Source organism: Ectothiorhodospira shaposhnikovii (assembly GCF_016584105.1).
GTDB classification, from domain to species: domain Bacteria; phylum Pseudomonadota; class Gammaproteobacteria; order Ectothiorhodospirales; family Ectothiorhodospiraceae; genus Ectothiorhodospira; species Ectothiorhodospira shaposhnikovii.
In genome coordinates, this window is the sequence record NZ_NRSM01000011.1 from 19,628 (window position 1) to 32,500 (window position 12,873).

Genomic DNA, 12,873 nt, shown 5'->3' on the forward strand with positions numbered 1-12,873 from the left:
CGGGCGCAGCTCTTTAGGGAAAGAGCGGAGCCCAGAAAGCAAAAAACCGCCCGAAGGCGGTTTTGCATACTTATGGATATTGGTGTTGGCTCATTCCAATTTGATGCCGTACCCAGCTTCGTCATGCTCGATGTAATCCAGCCACTGGTTGTTGCCACTGAAGATGCTTGGAACCCGCTTACCGCGTGCGGCCTGCCGCGACCCGTGAGCCGCGACTAAGATATCTCCGGCCGAAACGCGCTGATGCCCCTTGGCGAATTGTTCGGCCAGGTACTTCACCACGGCGGCTTGCTTTGGGCCGCTGACTTTCCATGGCTCGATTGGTCGGGTGGTGATATGCAGCGTGCTAGTGAATTCATCGAATCTCACCGCAGGCGAGTGCTCGACAGCTTCTCCTGGCGCCGCGAGCATCAGACGATGGAGCAAGTCGGTGTCGATCGTCGGATTCGTGCTGTGTCGCGCCAGCACGCGACTGAACGAGATGACCCGGTAGTTCCTGGGCGGACGAACCGACGCGGGCAGTGCCGGACCCAGGGTGAAGATGATGCCCATATCTGGCTGAGTGGCTTGCTCGAAATGGCGAAACACATCATCGGTACGCGCAGGGAATCCACGGACCAGCCAAACATCGAGATGAACAAGTCCGACGCGTGTCTTTCCAAGGTGCCAGAGGACGCCATCGATGGCAGCTGTGGTGATACCGCGTCGTAGCGCCTGGGGGATATCCAGAAGATCTGCCAGGTAGTTCAGAAACTTCGTCGCAGTGACCGCACGGACGACAGCTGTCTCAGCAGGAATGTGCTTCACCCGAAAGGTTTCCGGGCAACGGTACCGGTACAACCCTGGATCAGAGTCCTCCTCGATGTCCACCAGGATGTGCTCGTCGCCGCAGGGTGCCGGGTAGCAACCGGCATAACCGACACATTCGGTCCAGGCAGCCAAATCACGGTCAGAAAGAGTTGCTTTGCGTGATAGCGCCCAGCCGGGAACACCGTGCAGCCGCTGTCCGTCGCCATCGGCAATCGGCTGCCCAGACTGCTCGAACAGGTCGATCAGATCAAGCAGCGACTGTGTCGGCAGGTGCTTCGACGACATGGCCGATCTCCTTCACCAGATGCCATTTGGCCAGCAGTCGGTCGCACAGCGCCCGATCCTTTTCCCGCTTGGTCTTGATGTTGCACTTGTTGTCGTCGCGCAGGATCACGGTAATCGTCCGTGCGCGGTCCTTGCCGACCTTTTTCAGCTTGATGGACAGCCTGGCGTAGTTGAGGTGGTGATCGCGGAAGTCGAAGGCGGGGCCGATCAACGACCGGGCGGCCGCGTAGATGTCATCGACGTCCTTGGTCCAGATCTTCACCAGGAGCGACCGACCATTGCCGGCGGCGTAGCCGAGCTCGACGACCTTGACGAACGCGACCGGCTCGCCGGACAAGTCGAAATTTCGCAGCGCCGCCAAGCTTTGGTAGTCGTATTGCTTGAGCGGGATCTTCTCGCCGGTGATGGGCGATTGCAGCAGGGAGTCGGCCACGATGCGCGCCAATGCTTCCCGGCCCGCCGCATCTTTCGACAGCACCTCCAGGTGCCCATTGGCCGGCTCGTAAGTGATGTGCGAAGACACCGCTCGGATCACCTCCTGGGGCACCAGCTCGCTCGCCTGCACGCAGTCGATGATTTCCGGTGGGCGGTTGTGATGGATGCTGATCTGGTACAGATCCACGTCCTCGCCGGTCTGCGTGTCGGGCCGCAGACGCTTGAAGATCTGGATCGCGACCGCGTCATCGGAGCACCCGAGTTGCTGAGCGACGGTCTGGTGGAACGCCGCCTTGGCCGTCGCGTCGTCAAGTACCGCCAGGTTGGCAGGTGCCATGAAACCGGAGTAGCAGGAGGCGCTTTGCCGGAATACGTCGGCCTGTCGGGCGTTGAGGGCTTCCTCAAAGATCAGGGGGTCATGGACGTGCAGCCACAGCGCCCGCTCGTACTGGTTCGGAATCGCGGCGAAGGTTTCCCGGGCGGCGTCATCGAAGATGTCGTCCTTGAAGCCGTCGATGACGTCCTGGCCGGCGCCGTCCGACAGCAGCACGATCCGTTCGGCCACTTCTTCGATCCGCTGCCGCTCACTCACCCCAAGGGCGGACAGCACGGCCTCCATCTGTTCACGCTGTTCTTTCTTGGGCTTCTTGGCGTCCACATCCGGCATGGCCAGACCGAATTCATCCACCATGAATTCACGGAACACCGCCGGCGGCAGGTGGCCCAGGAGCTTGCTCAAGTTTTCTGCATCGTTCATCTACATACCCCTCAAAGGTTGGGATCGGCTTGGTATCAGCCTCGACGGCCCCTTCTTCTTGTTGGGGTCTGCAGACCGATGGCGTTCGGTATACCGAACGATTCAGATTGTCGCGGAGCGGTTAGTGGTTTGTCAAGCAGGTACGAAATCGTTCGGCATAGTGGTATTATTTTCGGATTGAAGCCAACAAATGAGGAAATACCGGTGCCATCGCCCCTGGGGGACAAGATCCGCGCATTGCGGAAGCAAAAGAGGCTCAGTCTGGAACAGTTGGCCGAACTGACCGACTCCAGCAAGAGCTACATCTGGGAACTGGAAAACAAAGACGATCCGAAACCATCGGCCGAGAAAGTCGGAAAGATTGCCGCCGTCCTCGAGGTCACCACGGAGTTCCTGCTGACCGAATCGGCGACCACCCCCGACGAGGAAGTGCTCGATGAGGCCTTCTTCCGTAAGTACAAGAACATGTCCGAGCCGGACAAGAAGAAGATCCGCAAGATCCTCGATGCCTGGGAAGATGAATGACGGATGCGAAAAAGCCCATGGCCGAGGCCAACCGCATCTCGTCCATGCTCAACGCGGTGCTCGGTGCGGATCGCTTTCCAGTCAAGGTTGACGAGCTGGCGCTAGAGTATTCCCGCCAGTGCTTTGCAGACTCGCCGATCGACACGGTTCGGGGCGAGGATCTGGAAGGTTTCGATGGTCTGCTGAAGGCCAACAAGGCTCGCTCGAAGTGGCTGGTCCTCTACAACAGCGCCACCCCGTCGGAAGGCCGCAAGCGCTTCACGATCGCGCATGAGTTCGGCCACTACATACTGCACCGCCATCAGCAGGACCTGTTCGAATGTGGCGACGACGACATCGAGACGGGTGACAACAACGAGCGCGACATCGAGGCCGAGGCGGATCTGTTCGCTTCGACCCTGCTGATGCCGCTGGACGACTTTCGGCGCCAGGTCGACGGGCAACCGATCAGCTTCGATCTGCTCGGTCACTGCGCAGATCGCTACGGGGTCTCGCTGACGGCTGCCGCCCTGCGCTGGACCGAGATCGCTCCCAAGCGCGCCATACTGGTGGCCAGCCGCGACGATCACATGCTCTGGGCCAAGTCGAACAAGGCAGCGCTCAGGTCCGGCGCCTACTTCGCGACGCGCAAGAACACCATAGAGCTGCCGCACGATGCGCTGGCGCACAGCTACAACGCCTTTGGCATGGCCGACAGCCAGACAGGGCGTGCCCAGTCCTGGTTTGCCCGTGAACCCGCCAGCATGCCGGTCACGGAGATGACGCGCGTCGCGGGTCAGTACGACTACACGCTGACAGTGCTATTGCTGCCTGAGGCCGAGTGGCAGGGAGCGCGGCACGATGATGAGGAACCGGAGGAAGACACTTACGACCGCTTCATCCGCAATGGCCAGTACCCGGTTCGATAGCTGATGGCGGATCGATCATGAGCGCCCACAAGTGGCAATTCGCTTCCCGCTTTCGCCGTCATTCCTTTGGTTGGCGGTCCGACACGCCGGTGCAGCGGATCAAGGAGGCCATCACGGAGATCAAGCAGGTCGCCCGCAAGGAGCCCGTGCTCGCAGCTGAGGGGGCCATTACCCTGCTGGAAAAGCTCTCCCCAGCGCTGGAGCAGGTGGACAGTTCATCGGGCGCACTGGGTTCGGCCGTCAACAAGGCCATCGATACCCTGGTGCCCATCATCGTCAAGGCTGACGTAGAGCCGAAGCTGCGGCAACGCTGGCTCGAACGCTTGTGGCAAGCGCTGCAGGACGACGAAATGCCCTACATCGAAGTGCTCGGCGATTACTGGGGCGAGTTGTGCGTGACGCCGGAACTGGCGTCGCACTGGGCTGATGAGTTTTTGCCGGTCGTCGAGAGCGTGTGGAGCCCGAATGCATCGGGGCATGGATTCTTCAAGGGCACCAGTGCCTGCCTGTCCGCGCTGTTCGCGGCGGGTCGCTATGAAGAGTTGCTCACCCTGATCGATAAGGCGCGGTTCAAGTGGTGGCACGACCGACGCTGGGGTGTGAAGGCCCTGGCAGCGAGGGGCAAGAAGGCCGAAGCGATTCGCTACGCCGAGGATTCGCGCGGGCTCAACGACCCGGGCTGGCAGATCGCGCAAGCCTGCGAGGAAATCCTGTTGTCATCGGGCCTGCTTGACGAGGCATACCGGCGCTATGCCGTGGCGGCCAATCAGAGCACCACGAACCTGGCCACCTTTCGTGCCATCGCAAAGAAATACCCCAGCGTGCCGACGGAGCAAATCCTACGCGACCTGATTGTCAGCACGCCGGGCGCGGAAGGTAAGTGGTTTGCTGCCGCCAAGGATGCGGGCCTGTTCGATGTGGCGATCGAGTTGGCCACGCGCAGCCCGACCAATCCGCGCACGCTGACGCGCGCCGCCCGTGATTACGCTGAGAAGCAGTCGGACTTCGCGCTGGCGGCGGGACTGGCTGCGCTGCATTGGATCTCGCGCGGTCATGGTTATGAGATCAGCGGGGGTGATGTGCTCGATACTTACTCGGCGGTGACCCAGGCGGCCGTCGGCACAGGTGTTCCAGTCCAGCAGGTCAACGAGCAGATCCGGGAAATGATCGCCAGCACCCAGCCCGGCAATTCGTTGATGATGACGATCCTCGCACGTCATTTGTCGAACTGACAGGGACCCGCTTTTCGCAGCAACCCGCATCAGTTCGCACGACTCCGAAACTCCCTCATGGTGTCGGCGGCAGTCCACCCGGACAATTTCACTGCATGTGAGTTTGACCGAGAGGATCGCCACCAATGCACCAAATCAACCATCTACCACCAGAGCGGATGACGCCGGAACAGCGTCGCTACGAGATCGCGTCGTTGCTGGCCAACGGCCTGGCACGCCTGCGTATCACCGGCACAGAACAGTCCGCAACAAGGGCAGAAGCGAGCGGGTTTGAGCTTGGCTTCTCTGGCAACCAGCGTGTTCATACAGACCCCGTCAACAAGACAACTACGGAGTCGAAATGAGTACGCAAACACCATCGTTTTCCACGCCGCCATCGGTGGCAGCGCAGATCGCCAGGTTGCCCGAGATGCCGATGGCAGAGATCCGGGCGCTTTGGCAAAAGCTGGTCGGTGGCGATACACCCACCCACAACCGCCAGTTCCTCGAACGCCGGATTGCCTACCGGCTGCAGGAGCTGGAGTTCCGCAAGGTCGATGCCAACCTGCTGGATCGCAATCAGCGCCGCATCGAATCCCTGGTGGCAACCGGCAAAGTGAAAAAACGCGACCGCGATTACCGTCCGGCCGCCGGCACCGTGCTGGTCCGGGAATACAAAGGTGTCGAGCACCGCGTGATCGCGACCGCCGATGGTCAGTACGACTTTGAAGGCCGGATGTACCCGAGCCTCTCGATGATCGCCCGCGAGATCACCGGCATGCGCTGGTCGGGGCCGCTGTTCTTTGGGCTCAAGCCGCCCGCCCGCGCCAAAACGAAGTCGTCCACCACGAAAAGAGGTGGGCGATGAGCGAAGTCCTGAAGCGCCGCATGCGCTGCGCGGTCTATACGCGCAAATCCACCGACGAGGGGCTGGACCAGGAATACAACTCCATCGACGCCCAGCGGGATGCAGGCCACGCCTACATCGCCAGCCAGCGCGCCGAGGGCTGGATTCCATTAGCCGACGACTACGACGATCCCGCCTTCTCGGGCGGCAACATGGAACGTCCGGCGCTGCGCCGCATGATGGCGGACATCGAGGCCGGCAAGATCGACGTGGTCGTCATCTACAAGATCGACCGCCTGACGCGCAGCCTGGCGGACTTCTCCAAGATGGTCGAGGTGTTCGAGCGCTACGGCGTGTCGTTCGTGTCGGTCACCCAGCAGTTCAATACGACGACCTCCATGGGCAGGTTGATGCTGAACATCTTGCTCTCCTTCGCGCAGTTCGAGCGCGAGGTCACCGGTGAGCGCATCCGCGACAAGATAGCGGCCAGCAAGCGCAAGGGTATGTGGATGGGCGGCGTGCCGCCGCTGGGTTACGACGTCGAGAACCGCCGACTGGTGCCCAACGAGCGCGAGGCCAAACTGATCCGACACATCTTCCAACGCTTCGTAGAACTTGGCTCCAGTACCGCACTGGTCAAGGAGCTGAAACTGGATGGCGCGACGTCGAAGGCGTGGACCACGCAAGACGGCAAAACTCGCGATGGCAGGCCGATCGACAAGGGCCACATCTATAAGCTACTCAGCAACCGGACCTACCTTGGCGAGTTGCGGCATAAGGACCAGTGGTACCAGGCCGAACACCCGCCGATCGTCAGCCGCGAACTGTGGGACAGCGTCCACGCGATCCTGGAGACGAATGGCCGGGTGCGGGGCAACACGACGCGAGCCAAGGTTCCCTATCTGCTCAAGGGCATCGTGTTCGGCAACGACGGGCGCGCGCTGTCGCCGTGGCACACGACCAAGAAGAATGGCCGGCGCTACCGTTACTACGTGCCCCAGCGCGACGCCAAGGAACACGCGGGCGCCTCGGGGCTGCCGCGATTGCCTGCCGCTGAACTCGAGTCGGCCGTGCTCGATCAACTGCGCGCGATCCTGCGCGCCCCGAATCTGCTCGGCGACATGCTGCCGCAAGCGATCAAACTCGATCCGACCCTGGACGAAGCCAAGATCACCGTGGCCATGACCCGGCTCGACGCGATTTGGGATCAACTGTTTCCGGCGGAGCAGACACGGATCGTGAAATTGCTGGTCGAGAAGGTGATCGTGTCACCCAACGACCTCGAAGTGCGGCTGCGCGCCAACGGCATCGAACGCCTGGTGCTGGAGCTGCGCCCCGAGCCGGTCGAACAACAAGAGGAGGCGCTGGCATGAGCGACATCCGCATCCAGAAGACCGGTGAGCCGGACATCCTGCAGACCAGCGACGGCAGGCTCACCCTGTCCGTGCCGATCCAGATTAAGCGCCGCAGTGGCCGCAAGTTGGTCACTCTCCCGAACGGTGAGACTGCACCGGTCAGACCGTGGGACGTGGCGCCGACCTCCATCCAACTGGCGCTGGCCAGGGGCCACCGGTGGCTGGCCATGCTGGAATCAGGGGAGGCGAATTCGTTGAAGGAGATCGCCACGCGGGAGGGGATCGACAACAGCTACGTCAGCCGGATGGTCAACCTGACCACGCTGGCACCCGACATCGTGGCCGCCATCCTCGACGACGCGCTGCCGAATCACATCACCTTGTTCGATCTGGCGGTTGATCCGCCAGCGCTGTGGGATGAGCAGCGGAGAAAAATCTGTAGGACACCCCATCTCATACAGGACATTTAGGGGTCGATCCGTTCAATTTGGATCAAGGTGTGATCATTGGTTGCGGCGGGTCTTCTTGAAGACTCATATGCTCCAGCCGCCATTGCTTCAGCATCTCACGTTGAGCGACTGTAATGGCACTGTCCGAAATTGGGTCGCAATACATGAGGCAGATGTTTTTACATCCTGAGTCCTTGGGGTGAAAGGCTGCCTCGAAAAGCTCTTCCAGCGCTTCAGCTGCCTTGCCTGCGACTTCTGCAGCAGCTGGCTCGTCTCGAAGGCTGTCATAGAGCACGACAATCCCAAGCTGATAGACGTCGTCCGGCCCATCGCGCTCAACGTCTTTACCTTCATCAAGATCGAAAAGCAGTGCGCGTATGTGATCGCCACCGTCTGCCAGGATGCCCTCTATGCGTTTAAGAAAGGTTCGTTTTCCTGGAAGATTGGCCATACGCAGGCGACTCTCAAAGGCTTCTGGAAATGCAGCGCGGTGATAGCGGGATGCAAGCCACCGCTGCAGAATCCCGATACCCCGGCCATCGAGCCAAATGTCTGTACGGGGATGCGTGGCGAACAGCTCTGGCTTTGCGATTGACCGCTTGGTCGTTGCCATTAACTCAATCGCGATGGGGCCTTCTTCTGACTGATATTCGATATGAAGGCGCCGGGCGGTCTTGCCATAAGAGTCTCCGCCGAGTCTGTCTATCCGCCTGCCTACTATGACTTCAGCGACTGGCTCCTTGTCGACCGAAGCGGTCAGGTCGCAATCGTGAGAAATCAGTACAGCAAAGTGCTGATCATCGCTCTCTGGTGCCAGTAGATCGAGTGCCTTTGCTGCTTCATGGGTTATGACATCGCCTTGGCGCCATGAGAACTGCCGATCGGTGTCTGCCATCCACTGGTTCCTCACGCATCTTCATTGAGGTGAGGGGTGCCAAATTCTGCGGCTGAAACGGAAGGCGCAGATCGCCCCGCAAGGCGCGCAGCGAGGCGCTGGCGTTGCTGCGACTCGCGCACTATGGTGGAAGCGAGCGTTCTTGCCAACTCAACTACATTCCCGTTTTCTCTGACAGCTTCCAATATGGACGGACCGCCAGCGATTTTTCTGCGGAAAATCTGAGGAGTTACGTCGATCCCAGCTTCAAGAAATGTGTCAGTCGCCTGCGCCAACGCGGAGAGACTCTGGGCATTTCGCGGCGAAAGAGCGCCGCCCTTAATCCACTCATGAACGGCTTGTCGCGATACGCCAAACACCCTGGAGAGTTCGGAAACCGATATCTTTGTGACGGCACGTATGTGCGCAATATCTCGTGCAGAGTCACTGATTGCATCTGTTGGACTCTCGCTTTGCCCATTAATCTCGATCTGATTGATATCCCAATTTGCTGTGGCCGCGCTAGCGTGCAAATAGTTCGGTGACAACAATCCAAATGTGCCGGCTACGCAATAGGTCAGGATGCGCCCACGAAGATTGTTCTGCCGCACGGTGTCGACAAGAAGATCATTTTCTTTCGTAAACGCGGCAGTTCGGATGGCGGGTCTCGCCGGTCCATCGATCTGATAGGCTGCGTACATGTTTATCTCCCTTGCGTTTCAGCTATTCCACGCTGAGACAGCGAGCGGAGTAACAGTTGCGTCAAAAGCTACCCCGATCCCTTTTCGCAGCACAAAGAGCTGAGACTTTATGTTGTCTAGATCAAAAGGATGCCGACCTTCGATTGATGCGTCGGTATCCACGATCGCATGGACCCCATTGATTTCGCGGAAACGGTCAGCGATCTTCACACCGATAGGTTGAAGGTCCATCGGGAATCCGAGTGGGCCAGATTGGATAATAGTTCGCGCGAGGACCGTACAGTCGGCTGTTTGGATGTGTGTTTCGGCAAATGAATGAGACACGCGAACATCTTCAGGTAGACGGCTGCTCAGTCCGAGTACGCCAGACGCTAGATAGTCCGTAAGTCCTGGCTCGCCTGCAGGAGGAACGACTGCATCGAGGTATCGCAGCCCAATCCTCTCCGAATGAGCCAACGTCACACATTCGTGAACGATGGCCAATCCCCGGGTGAATTCGTCAGCAAGAGCCTCAAACGTTTCGTACTCTGTCGTATGAAATGACAGTGCATTCTGTTCGACGATGAATCCTCTGGTGCTGTCGGTACTAAAAAACATTAGCCGCTCGACCTGTTCAACGACCGGGGCTTGAGGTTGCTGCGCGTCCCCAAGCTGATGTGCAAGCGTGAAAGCCATGGAGACACCCTTCTTAAAGTCGGGGTAGCCTGCTTTCCGCATACGATCCTGGATGTCGGGAGCGTAGGAACCGAGCCGAAGGACAGGGTTGTGCCGGACTTGAGCAATGGTGAAGTACACCGGTGCGTTCTTCATTTTTTGACCCATGGCACTCTCCAGTTGACAGCAGGATTGACACTTTACAGTATAGTTGACACTCTGGGAAGCGGTAGGTTCAGTAGAAAGACACTGCTGTACGCGCTGATACCGATGAGTCATCAGAGTGAATCTGTTTCCTCCGGCAGCCAATGCCGCAATCCAACCGCTTGATTCGTCCGCGCGTAACTCTTTGATCTGTATGGCGCTGACTTATGGCCTTTGCGGACTTCGGGCCAGTTCCAGGGAGCGAGGTCGGAGCGAGGAATGGCCAGGAGAGAGTGGCATGTGGCCCGGAACGGCCAATTCTGACGGTTGGCGAAGTCCGCAGGCTTCCGCAGGAACCCCCAAGAACACGCGGGAACCGGCGCGATCCGGCAAGAAAAAACCCCAACCGAGAACGGTTGGGGTTTTGTTATTGGTGGAGGGAACGCCGACCTACCGCAAATCAGTCTCAAAGCCCGCGCTCCTCGTAACTCCCTGATAATAAACGCCGAAGTCATTTCACACAACAACTTCCCGACAACCCGACCAGAGAAACGAATTTCTCCCCTGATTTCCCGGCACCGGACGAGGGTTACGGGTTTGCAGTAAAACCGGATACCTGGCGTCGAGCAGCAACAACTTCGAATCCAGTTTTCGGACGCCGGTTCGGTTCCCAAAACGGGAATCGAATTGGCCTGAGCATCAACCTTTTGGCGGATACGGATCGTTTCCGTGGCTGTCCTTGTTCTGGATCTTCCCGTCCTTGCCGTGGATGTAGAACTCGGTGCCTTGGTTCTGGCTGATCTTGCGCCCGGCATCGACGGCATCCTGCTTCTTGTCGAAGTGGCCGCTGCTGCGGGTCGCGCCGTCTTTCTTGACGTCCCAGCCGCCGTCAGCGTTGGGCACGACATGATGTGATCCTGGTTTCTTTGGCATGTTCGCCTCCTGTTTACTTGGTTTCCGTTGAAATAAGTTGCGCTGCTAGCTCCAAAGCATCCACCGGCCAGAAGCACTCTGGTCGCGGACGGTTGACGCCGGGATGTCCGGCCTTGGGGCGGCAGTTCAGGACCTGGTCGACCCATTGGGCGGGTATGGCGTCCAGGCCGTACACTGCGCCCAGTAGCGCCCCACAAATGGCTGCGTTGGTATCGGTGTCTCCACCCCGCATAACCGTATCGACAACGCCAGCTTCAAAGCTCGGGGCATTGAGCAGTTGCCACAGGGCATTTCGGAACGCGGTCAACACCCAGCCCTGTTGCTGGACGTAGTCAGCAGGTGGAGCTTCGGCGGCTCCTTGGATAGCGTCCATGAGAGCCGGGTCGACTGCCAGGTCGGCAGCCCACTGTTTGATATTCTGGTAGAGCTTCTCGGCTTCGCAGCCCGAGGCAATGGCGTGGGCAATCGCCATGGTGAAAAGCGAGTTCGCCTGAAGGCACACCGGATTGGGATGCGTCAGAGCGGCGTCCTGCCTGGCCCAGTCGCCCACTGTCACCAATGGGTGGTTGGCCCCGAAAATGCCCAAGGGGCTGATTCGCATCATGGCTCCGTTGGCCTGGCTGTCGGGGTTTGGAGACCCCCGAAGACCAGCGGAAATGGTCATGCCGCAGTCAAAGGGATCGGAGTCGAGCCAAAATTGATAGGCCTGAAGCGCGGCATCGGGATCATAGGCTCCACGCTCTGTCAGCATCCGGGCCAGCAGCAGCGCCATCTCCGAGTCATCGGTTGGCTGACCGGCAATGGTGTTCCATGTGCCGCCATCGGCCAGTTCCCGCACGCCTTCCGGGTAGCTGCGGCGGATCTCCTCCGGCGACTGGAACTCGACCAAGCTGCCGAGGGCGTCTCCGGCAAGCTGGCCAAGGAGGCAGCCTTGGGCACGATTAACCCGCATAAGACACCCCCAGAACCTGTAAAAGCTGTTCCCGGATTTCCTTTGCCGTCCCTCCCAAATCAACGGTGGCAAATCGAATCTCATGGTTCTGGATCACGACGGCCTCGTTAAGCATATCGCCCACCGAAGGATGAAGGAGCAGACCCGAGGCGTTTTCAGCGAGAAGATCACCATTACCTTCCTGGGACCTCAAATAGGCGTAAATCTGATAGACGTATCCGCTGCGCAGTGTTTCTTCTCGATACCAGCCTCGAGTCACAACGGAGTTGAACTTCGTGTCAATGACGATACGGCGTCCCGCGTCGGAATGGTCAAGGATGATGTCGGTTCGCATCGAGGGGAGGATCTTGTCTATACCCAGACTCTTGCTTTCGATCTGCCAGCCAATGGTTTTGCCCGCATCGACGCGCCACCCTCTTTTGGAAAGCACGACATCATAGAAACCAGCGATCCCTTTCTCGTAGAGCTTCCGAATCCAGGTGATTTCTCTATCCGGCAACGACAATTGCTTTGCGCCTGCGGCCTCCGTAGGTAGGGCAAGATTGAAGGCCAAGTGGGCCGCAGCAACCATCGGCTGATCATCTGCATCGTGCCTCCCGAAGCGGTCGATGGAGACCTCGCCACGATTCGGACGTTCCCCGGTTACGCCCATGCGTCTCAAGCCTGCCGCCAACGACCGACATCGGTGTGCCAGCGTCCCCTGGAGAACGATTTTGGATATTTCCTCCAGGGCCGTCCGGACATAGCGATTTCGGGCAGTATCGATGGTCAACTCATGGAATCGGCAAGCCACCTTTCCGCGATCCAGTAATCGATGCCTCTCCGTGTTCAGCAGGTCGACGCGTCCACGCACGCGGCCGAGAACAGCCTCACGCGATTGGTAGCCATAACTCAAATTGCGCTGGATACGACGCTCGACGCGGCGGCAAAGCATTTCTGCGACCAGATCTGGGATGTCGTCAGGGTTATCCTCTACGGAGACCTTCGCCTTTTCGAGATCCCTGAACAAATCCGATGCATACAGCATGAGCAG

Annotated in this window: 15 protein-coding genes (1 of these 15 running past the window's edge); 7 read left to right on the forward strand and 8 right to left on the reverse strand. The window is 59.2% G+C overall.

Translation table 11 applies throughout. The features are described 5' to 3' along the window. Positions 1–90: 90 nt before the first annotated feature. Both CKO35_RS07885 and CKO35_RS07890 read right to left on the reverse strand, forming a co-directional pair. The gene (locus CKO35_RS07885) at positions 91–1,095 is read right to left on the reverse strand and encodes a hypothetical protein (RefSeq protein ID WP_200174419.1); all 1,005 of its coding nucleotides are present in this window, start codon (positions 1,093–1,095) and stop codon (positions 91–93) included. Continuing rightward, positions 1,058–2,287: a hypothetical protein gene (locus tag CKO35_RS07890; RefSeq protein ID WP_200174421.1), complete on the reverse strand. Its 1,230-nt coding sequence runs from the start codon at positions 2,285–2,287 to the stop codon at positions 1,058–1,060. Before CKO35_RS07890 ends, CKO35_RS07885 begins: the two co-directional genes overlap by 38 nt. A 204-nt stretch (positions 2,288–2,491) precedes the next feature. On the opposite strand from CKO35_RS07890, the gene CKO35_RS07895 reads away from it, so the two are divergent. The 7 genes from CKO35_RS07895 (at position 2,492) to CKO35_RS07925 (ending at position 7,603) form a co-directional block, all read left to right on the forward strand. Continuing rightward, positions 2,492–2,812 carry a helix-turn-helix domain-containing protein gene (locus CKO35_RS07895; protein WP_200174423.1) on the forward strand — a complete coding sequence of 107 codons (321 nt, stop codon included), beginning with the start codon at positions 2,492–2,494 and terminating at the stop codon, positions 2,810–2,812. After that, a complete protein-coding gene (locus CKO35_RS07900; RefSeq protein WP_200174431.1) occupies positions 2,809–3,720 on the forward strand; it encodes an ImmA/IrrE family metallo-endopeptidase in 912 nt (303 codons plus the stop codon). Before CKO35_RS07895 ends, CKO35_RS07900 begins: the two co-directional genes overlap by 4 nt. 17 nt (positions 3,721–3,737) lie before the next feature. Next, positions 3,738–4,952 (forward strand): hypothetical protein, encoded by a 1,215-nt coding sequence (locus tag CKO35_RS07905; RefSeq protein ID WP_200174433.1) that lies wholly within the window; start codon positions 3,738–3,740, stop codon positions 4,950–4,952. Positions 4,953–5,077: 125 nt separating this feature from the next. After that, complete coding sequence (locus tag CKO35_RS07910) at positions 5,078–5,296, forward strand: hypothetical protein (RefSeq protein WP_200174435.1); 219 nt, start codon at positions 5,078–5,080, stop codon at positions 5,294–5,296. Then, positions 5,293–5,799 (forward strand): DUF2924 domain-containing protein, encoded by a 507-nt coding sequence (locus tag CKO35_RS07915; RefSeq protein WP_200174437.1) that lies wholly within the window; start codon positions 5,293–5,295, stop codon positions 5,797–5,799. The genes CKO35_RS07910 and CKO35_RS07915 overlap by 4 nt, the downstream gene beginning before the upstream one ends. Then, positions 5,796–7,151: a recombinase family protein gene (locus tag CKO35_RS07920; RefSeq protein WP_200174439.1), complete on the forward strand. Its 1,356-nt coding sequence runs from the start codon at positions 5,796–5,798 to the stop codon at positions 7,149–7,151. Before CKO35_RS07915 ends, CKO35_RS07920 begins: the two co-directional genes overlap by 4 nt. Further along, complete coding sequence (locus CKO35_RS07925; protein WP_200174442.1) at positions 7,148–7,603, forward strand: LacI family transcriptional regulator; 456 nt, start codon at positions 7,148–7,150, stop codon at positions 7,601–7,603. The genes CKO35_RS07920 and CKO35_RS07925 overlap by 4 nt, the downstream gene beginning before the upstream one ends. Positions 7,604–7,625: 22 nt before the next feature. Here the strand turns inward: CKO35_RS07925 and CKO35_RS07930 are convergent, their stop codons facing one another. From CKO35_RS07930 to mcrC, 6 genes are all read right to left on the reverse strand, one after another. Next, a complete protein-coding gene (locus CKO35_RS07930) occupies positions 7,626–8,477 on the reverse strand; it encodes a hypothetical protein (protein ID WP_200174443.1) in 852 nt (283 codons plus the stop codon). Positions 8,478–8,488: 11 nt separating this feature from the next. Beyond that, positions 8,489–9,157: a helix-turn-helix domain-containing protein gene (locus CKO35_RS07935; protein WP_200174444.1), complete on the reverse strand. Its 669-nt coding sequence runs from the start codon at positions 9,155–9,157 to the stop codon at positions 8,489–8,491. An 18-nt stretch (positions 9,158–9,175) separates the two neighbouring features. Further along, positions 9,176–9,979 (reverse strand): TIGR04255 family protein, encoded by an 804-nt coding sequence (locus tag CKO35_RS07940; RefSeq protein ID WP_200174446.1) that lies wholly within the window; start codon positions 9,977–9,979, stop codon positions 9,176–9,178. 675 nt (positions 9,980–10,654) lie between these two features. Further along, positions 10,655–10,888: a DUF2188 domain-containing protein gene (locus CKO35_RS07945; protein ID WP_011369119.1), complete on the reverse strand. Its 234-nt coding sequence runs from the start codon at positions 10,886–10,888 to the stop codon at positions 10,655–10,657. A gap of 13 nt (positions 10,889–10,901) precedes the next feature. Then, positions 10,902–11,840: an ADP-ribosylglycohydrolase family protein gene (locus CKO35_RS07950; protein ID WP_200174447.1), complete on the reverse strand. Its 939-nt coding sequence runs from the start codon at positions 11,838–11,840 to the stop codon at positions 10,902–10,904. Then, positions 11,830–12,873 carry the 3' portion of a 5-methylcytosine-specific restriction endonuclease system specificity protein McrC gene (gene mcrC / locus CKO35_RS07955; protein WP_338031773.1) on the reverse strand. Its footprint extends 84 nt past the window's final position, so 1,044 of the gene's 1,128 nt are visible here — the last part of the coding sequence; its start codon lies off the right edge, out of view; it ends in the stop codon at positions 11,830–11,832. The genes CKO35_RS07950 and mcrC overlap by 11 nt, the downstream gene beginning before the upstream one ends.

Bases quoted from the DNA above. Each gene is read 5' to 3' on its own strand.
- CKO35_RS07925 (WP_200174442.1), top strand. From the start codon at position 7,148: ATGAGCGACATCCGCATCCAGAAGACCGGTGAGCCGGACATCCTGCAG.
- CKO35_RS07890 (WP_200174421.1), bottom strand. From the start codon at position 2,287: ATGAACGATGCAGAAAACTTGAGCAAGCTCCTGGGCCACCTGCCGCCG.
- CKO35_RS07905 (WP_200174433.1), top strand. From the start codon at position 3,738: ATGAGCGCCCACAAGTGGCAATTCGCTTCCCGCTTTCGCCGTCATTCC.
- CKO35_RS07915 (WP_200174437.1), top strand. From the start codon at position 5,293: ATGAGTACGCAAACACCATCGTTTTCCACGCCGCCATCGGTGGCAGCG.
- CKO35_RS07885 (WP_200174419.1), bottom strand. From the start codon at position 1,095: ATGTCGTCGAAGCACCTGCCGACACAGTCGCTGCTTGATCTGATCGAC.
- CKO35_RS07930 (WP_200174443.1), bottom strand. From the start codon at position 8,477: ATGGCAGACACCGATCGGCAGTTCTCATGGCGCCAAGGCGATGTCATA.
- CKO35_RS07945 (WP_011369119.1), bottom strand. From the start codon at position 10,888: ATGCCAAAGAAACCAGGATCACATCATGTCGTGCCCAACGCTGACGGC.
- CKO35_RS07900 (WP_200174431.1), top strand. From the start codon at position 2,809: ATGACGGATGCGAAAAAGCCCATGGCCGAGGCCAACCGCATCTCGTCC.
- CKO35_RS07940 (WP_200174446.1), bottom strand. From the start codon at position 9,979: ATGGGTCAAAAAATGAAGAACGCACCGGTGTACTTCACCATTGCTCAA.
- CKO35_RS07920 (WP_200174439.1), top strand. From the start codon at position 5,796: ATGAGCGAAGTCCTGAAGCGCCGCATGCGCTGCGCGGTCTATACGCGC.
- CKO35_RS07910 (WP_200174435.1), top strand. From the start codon at position 5,078: ATGCACCAAATCAACCATCTACCACCAGAGCGGATGACGCCGGAACAG.
- CKO35_RS07935 (WP_200174444.1), bottom strand. From the start codon at position 9,157: ATGTACGCAGCCTATCAGATCGATGGACCGGCGAGACCCGCCATCCGA.
- CKO35_RS07950 (WP_200174447.1), bottom strand. From the start codon at position 11,840: ATGCGGGTTAATCGTGCCCAAGGCTGCCTCCTTGGCCAGCTTGCCGGA.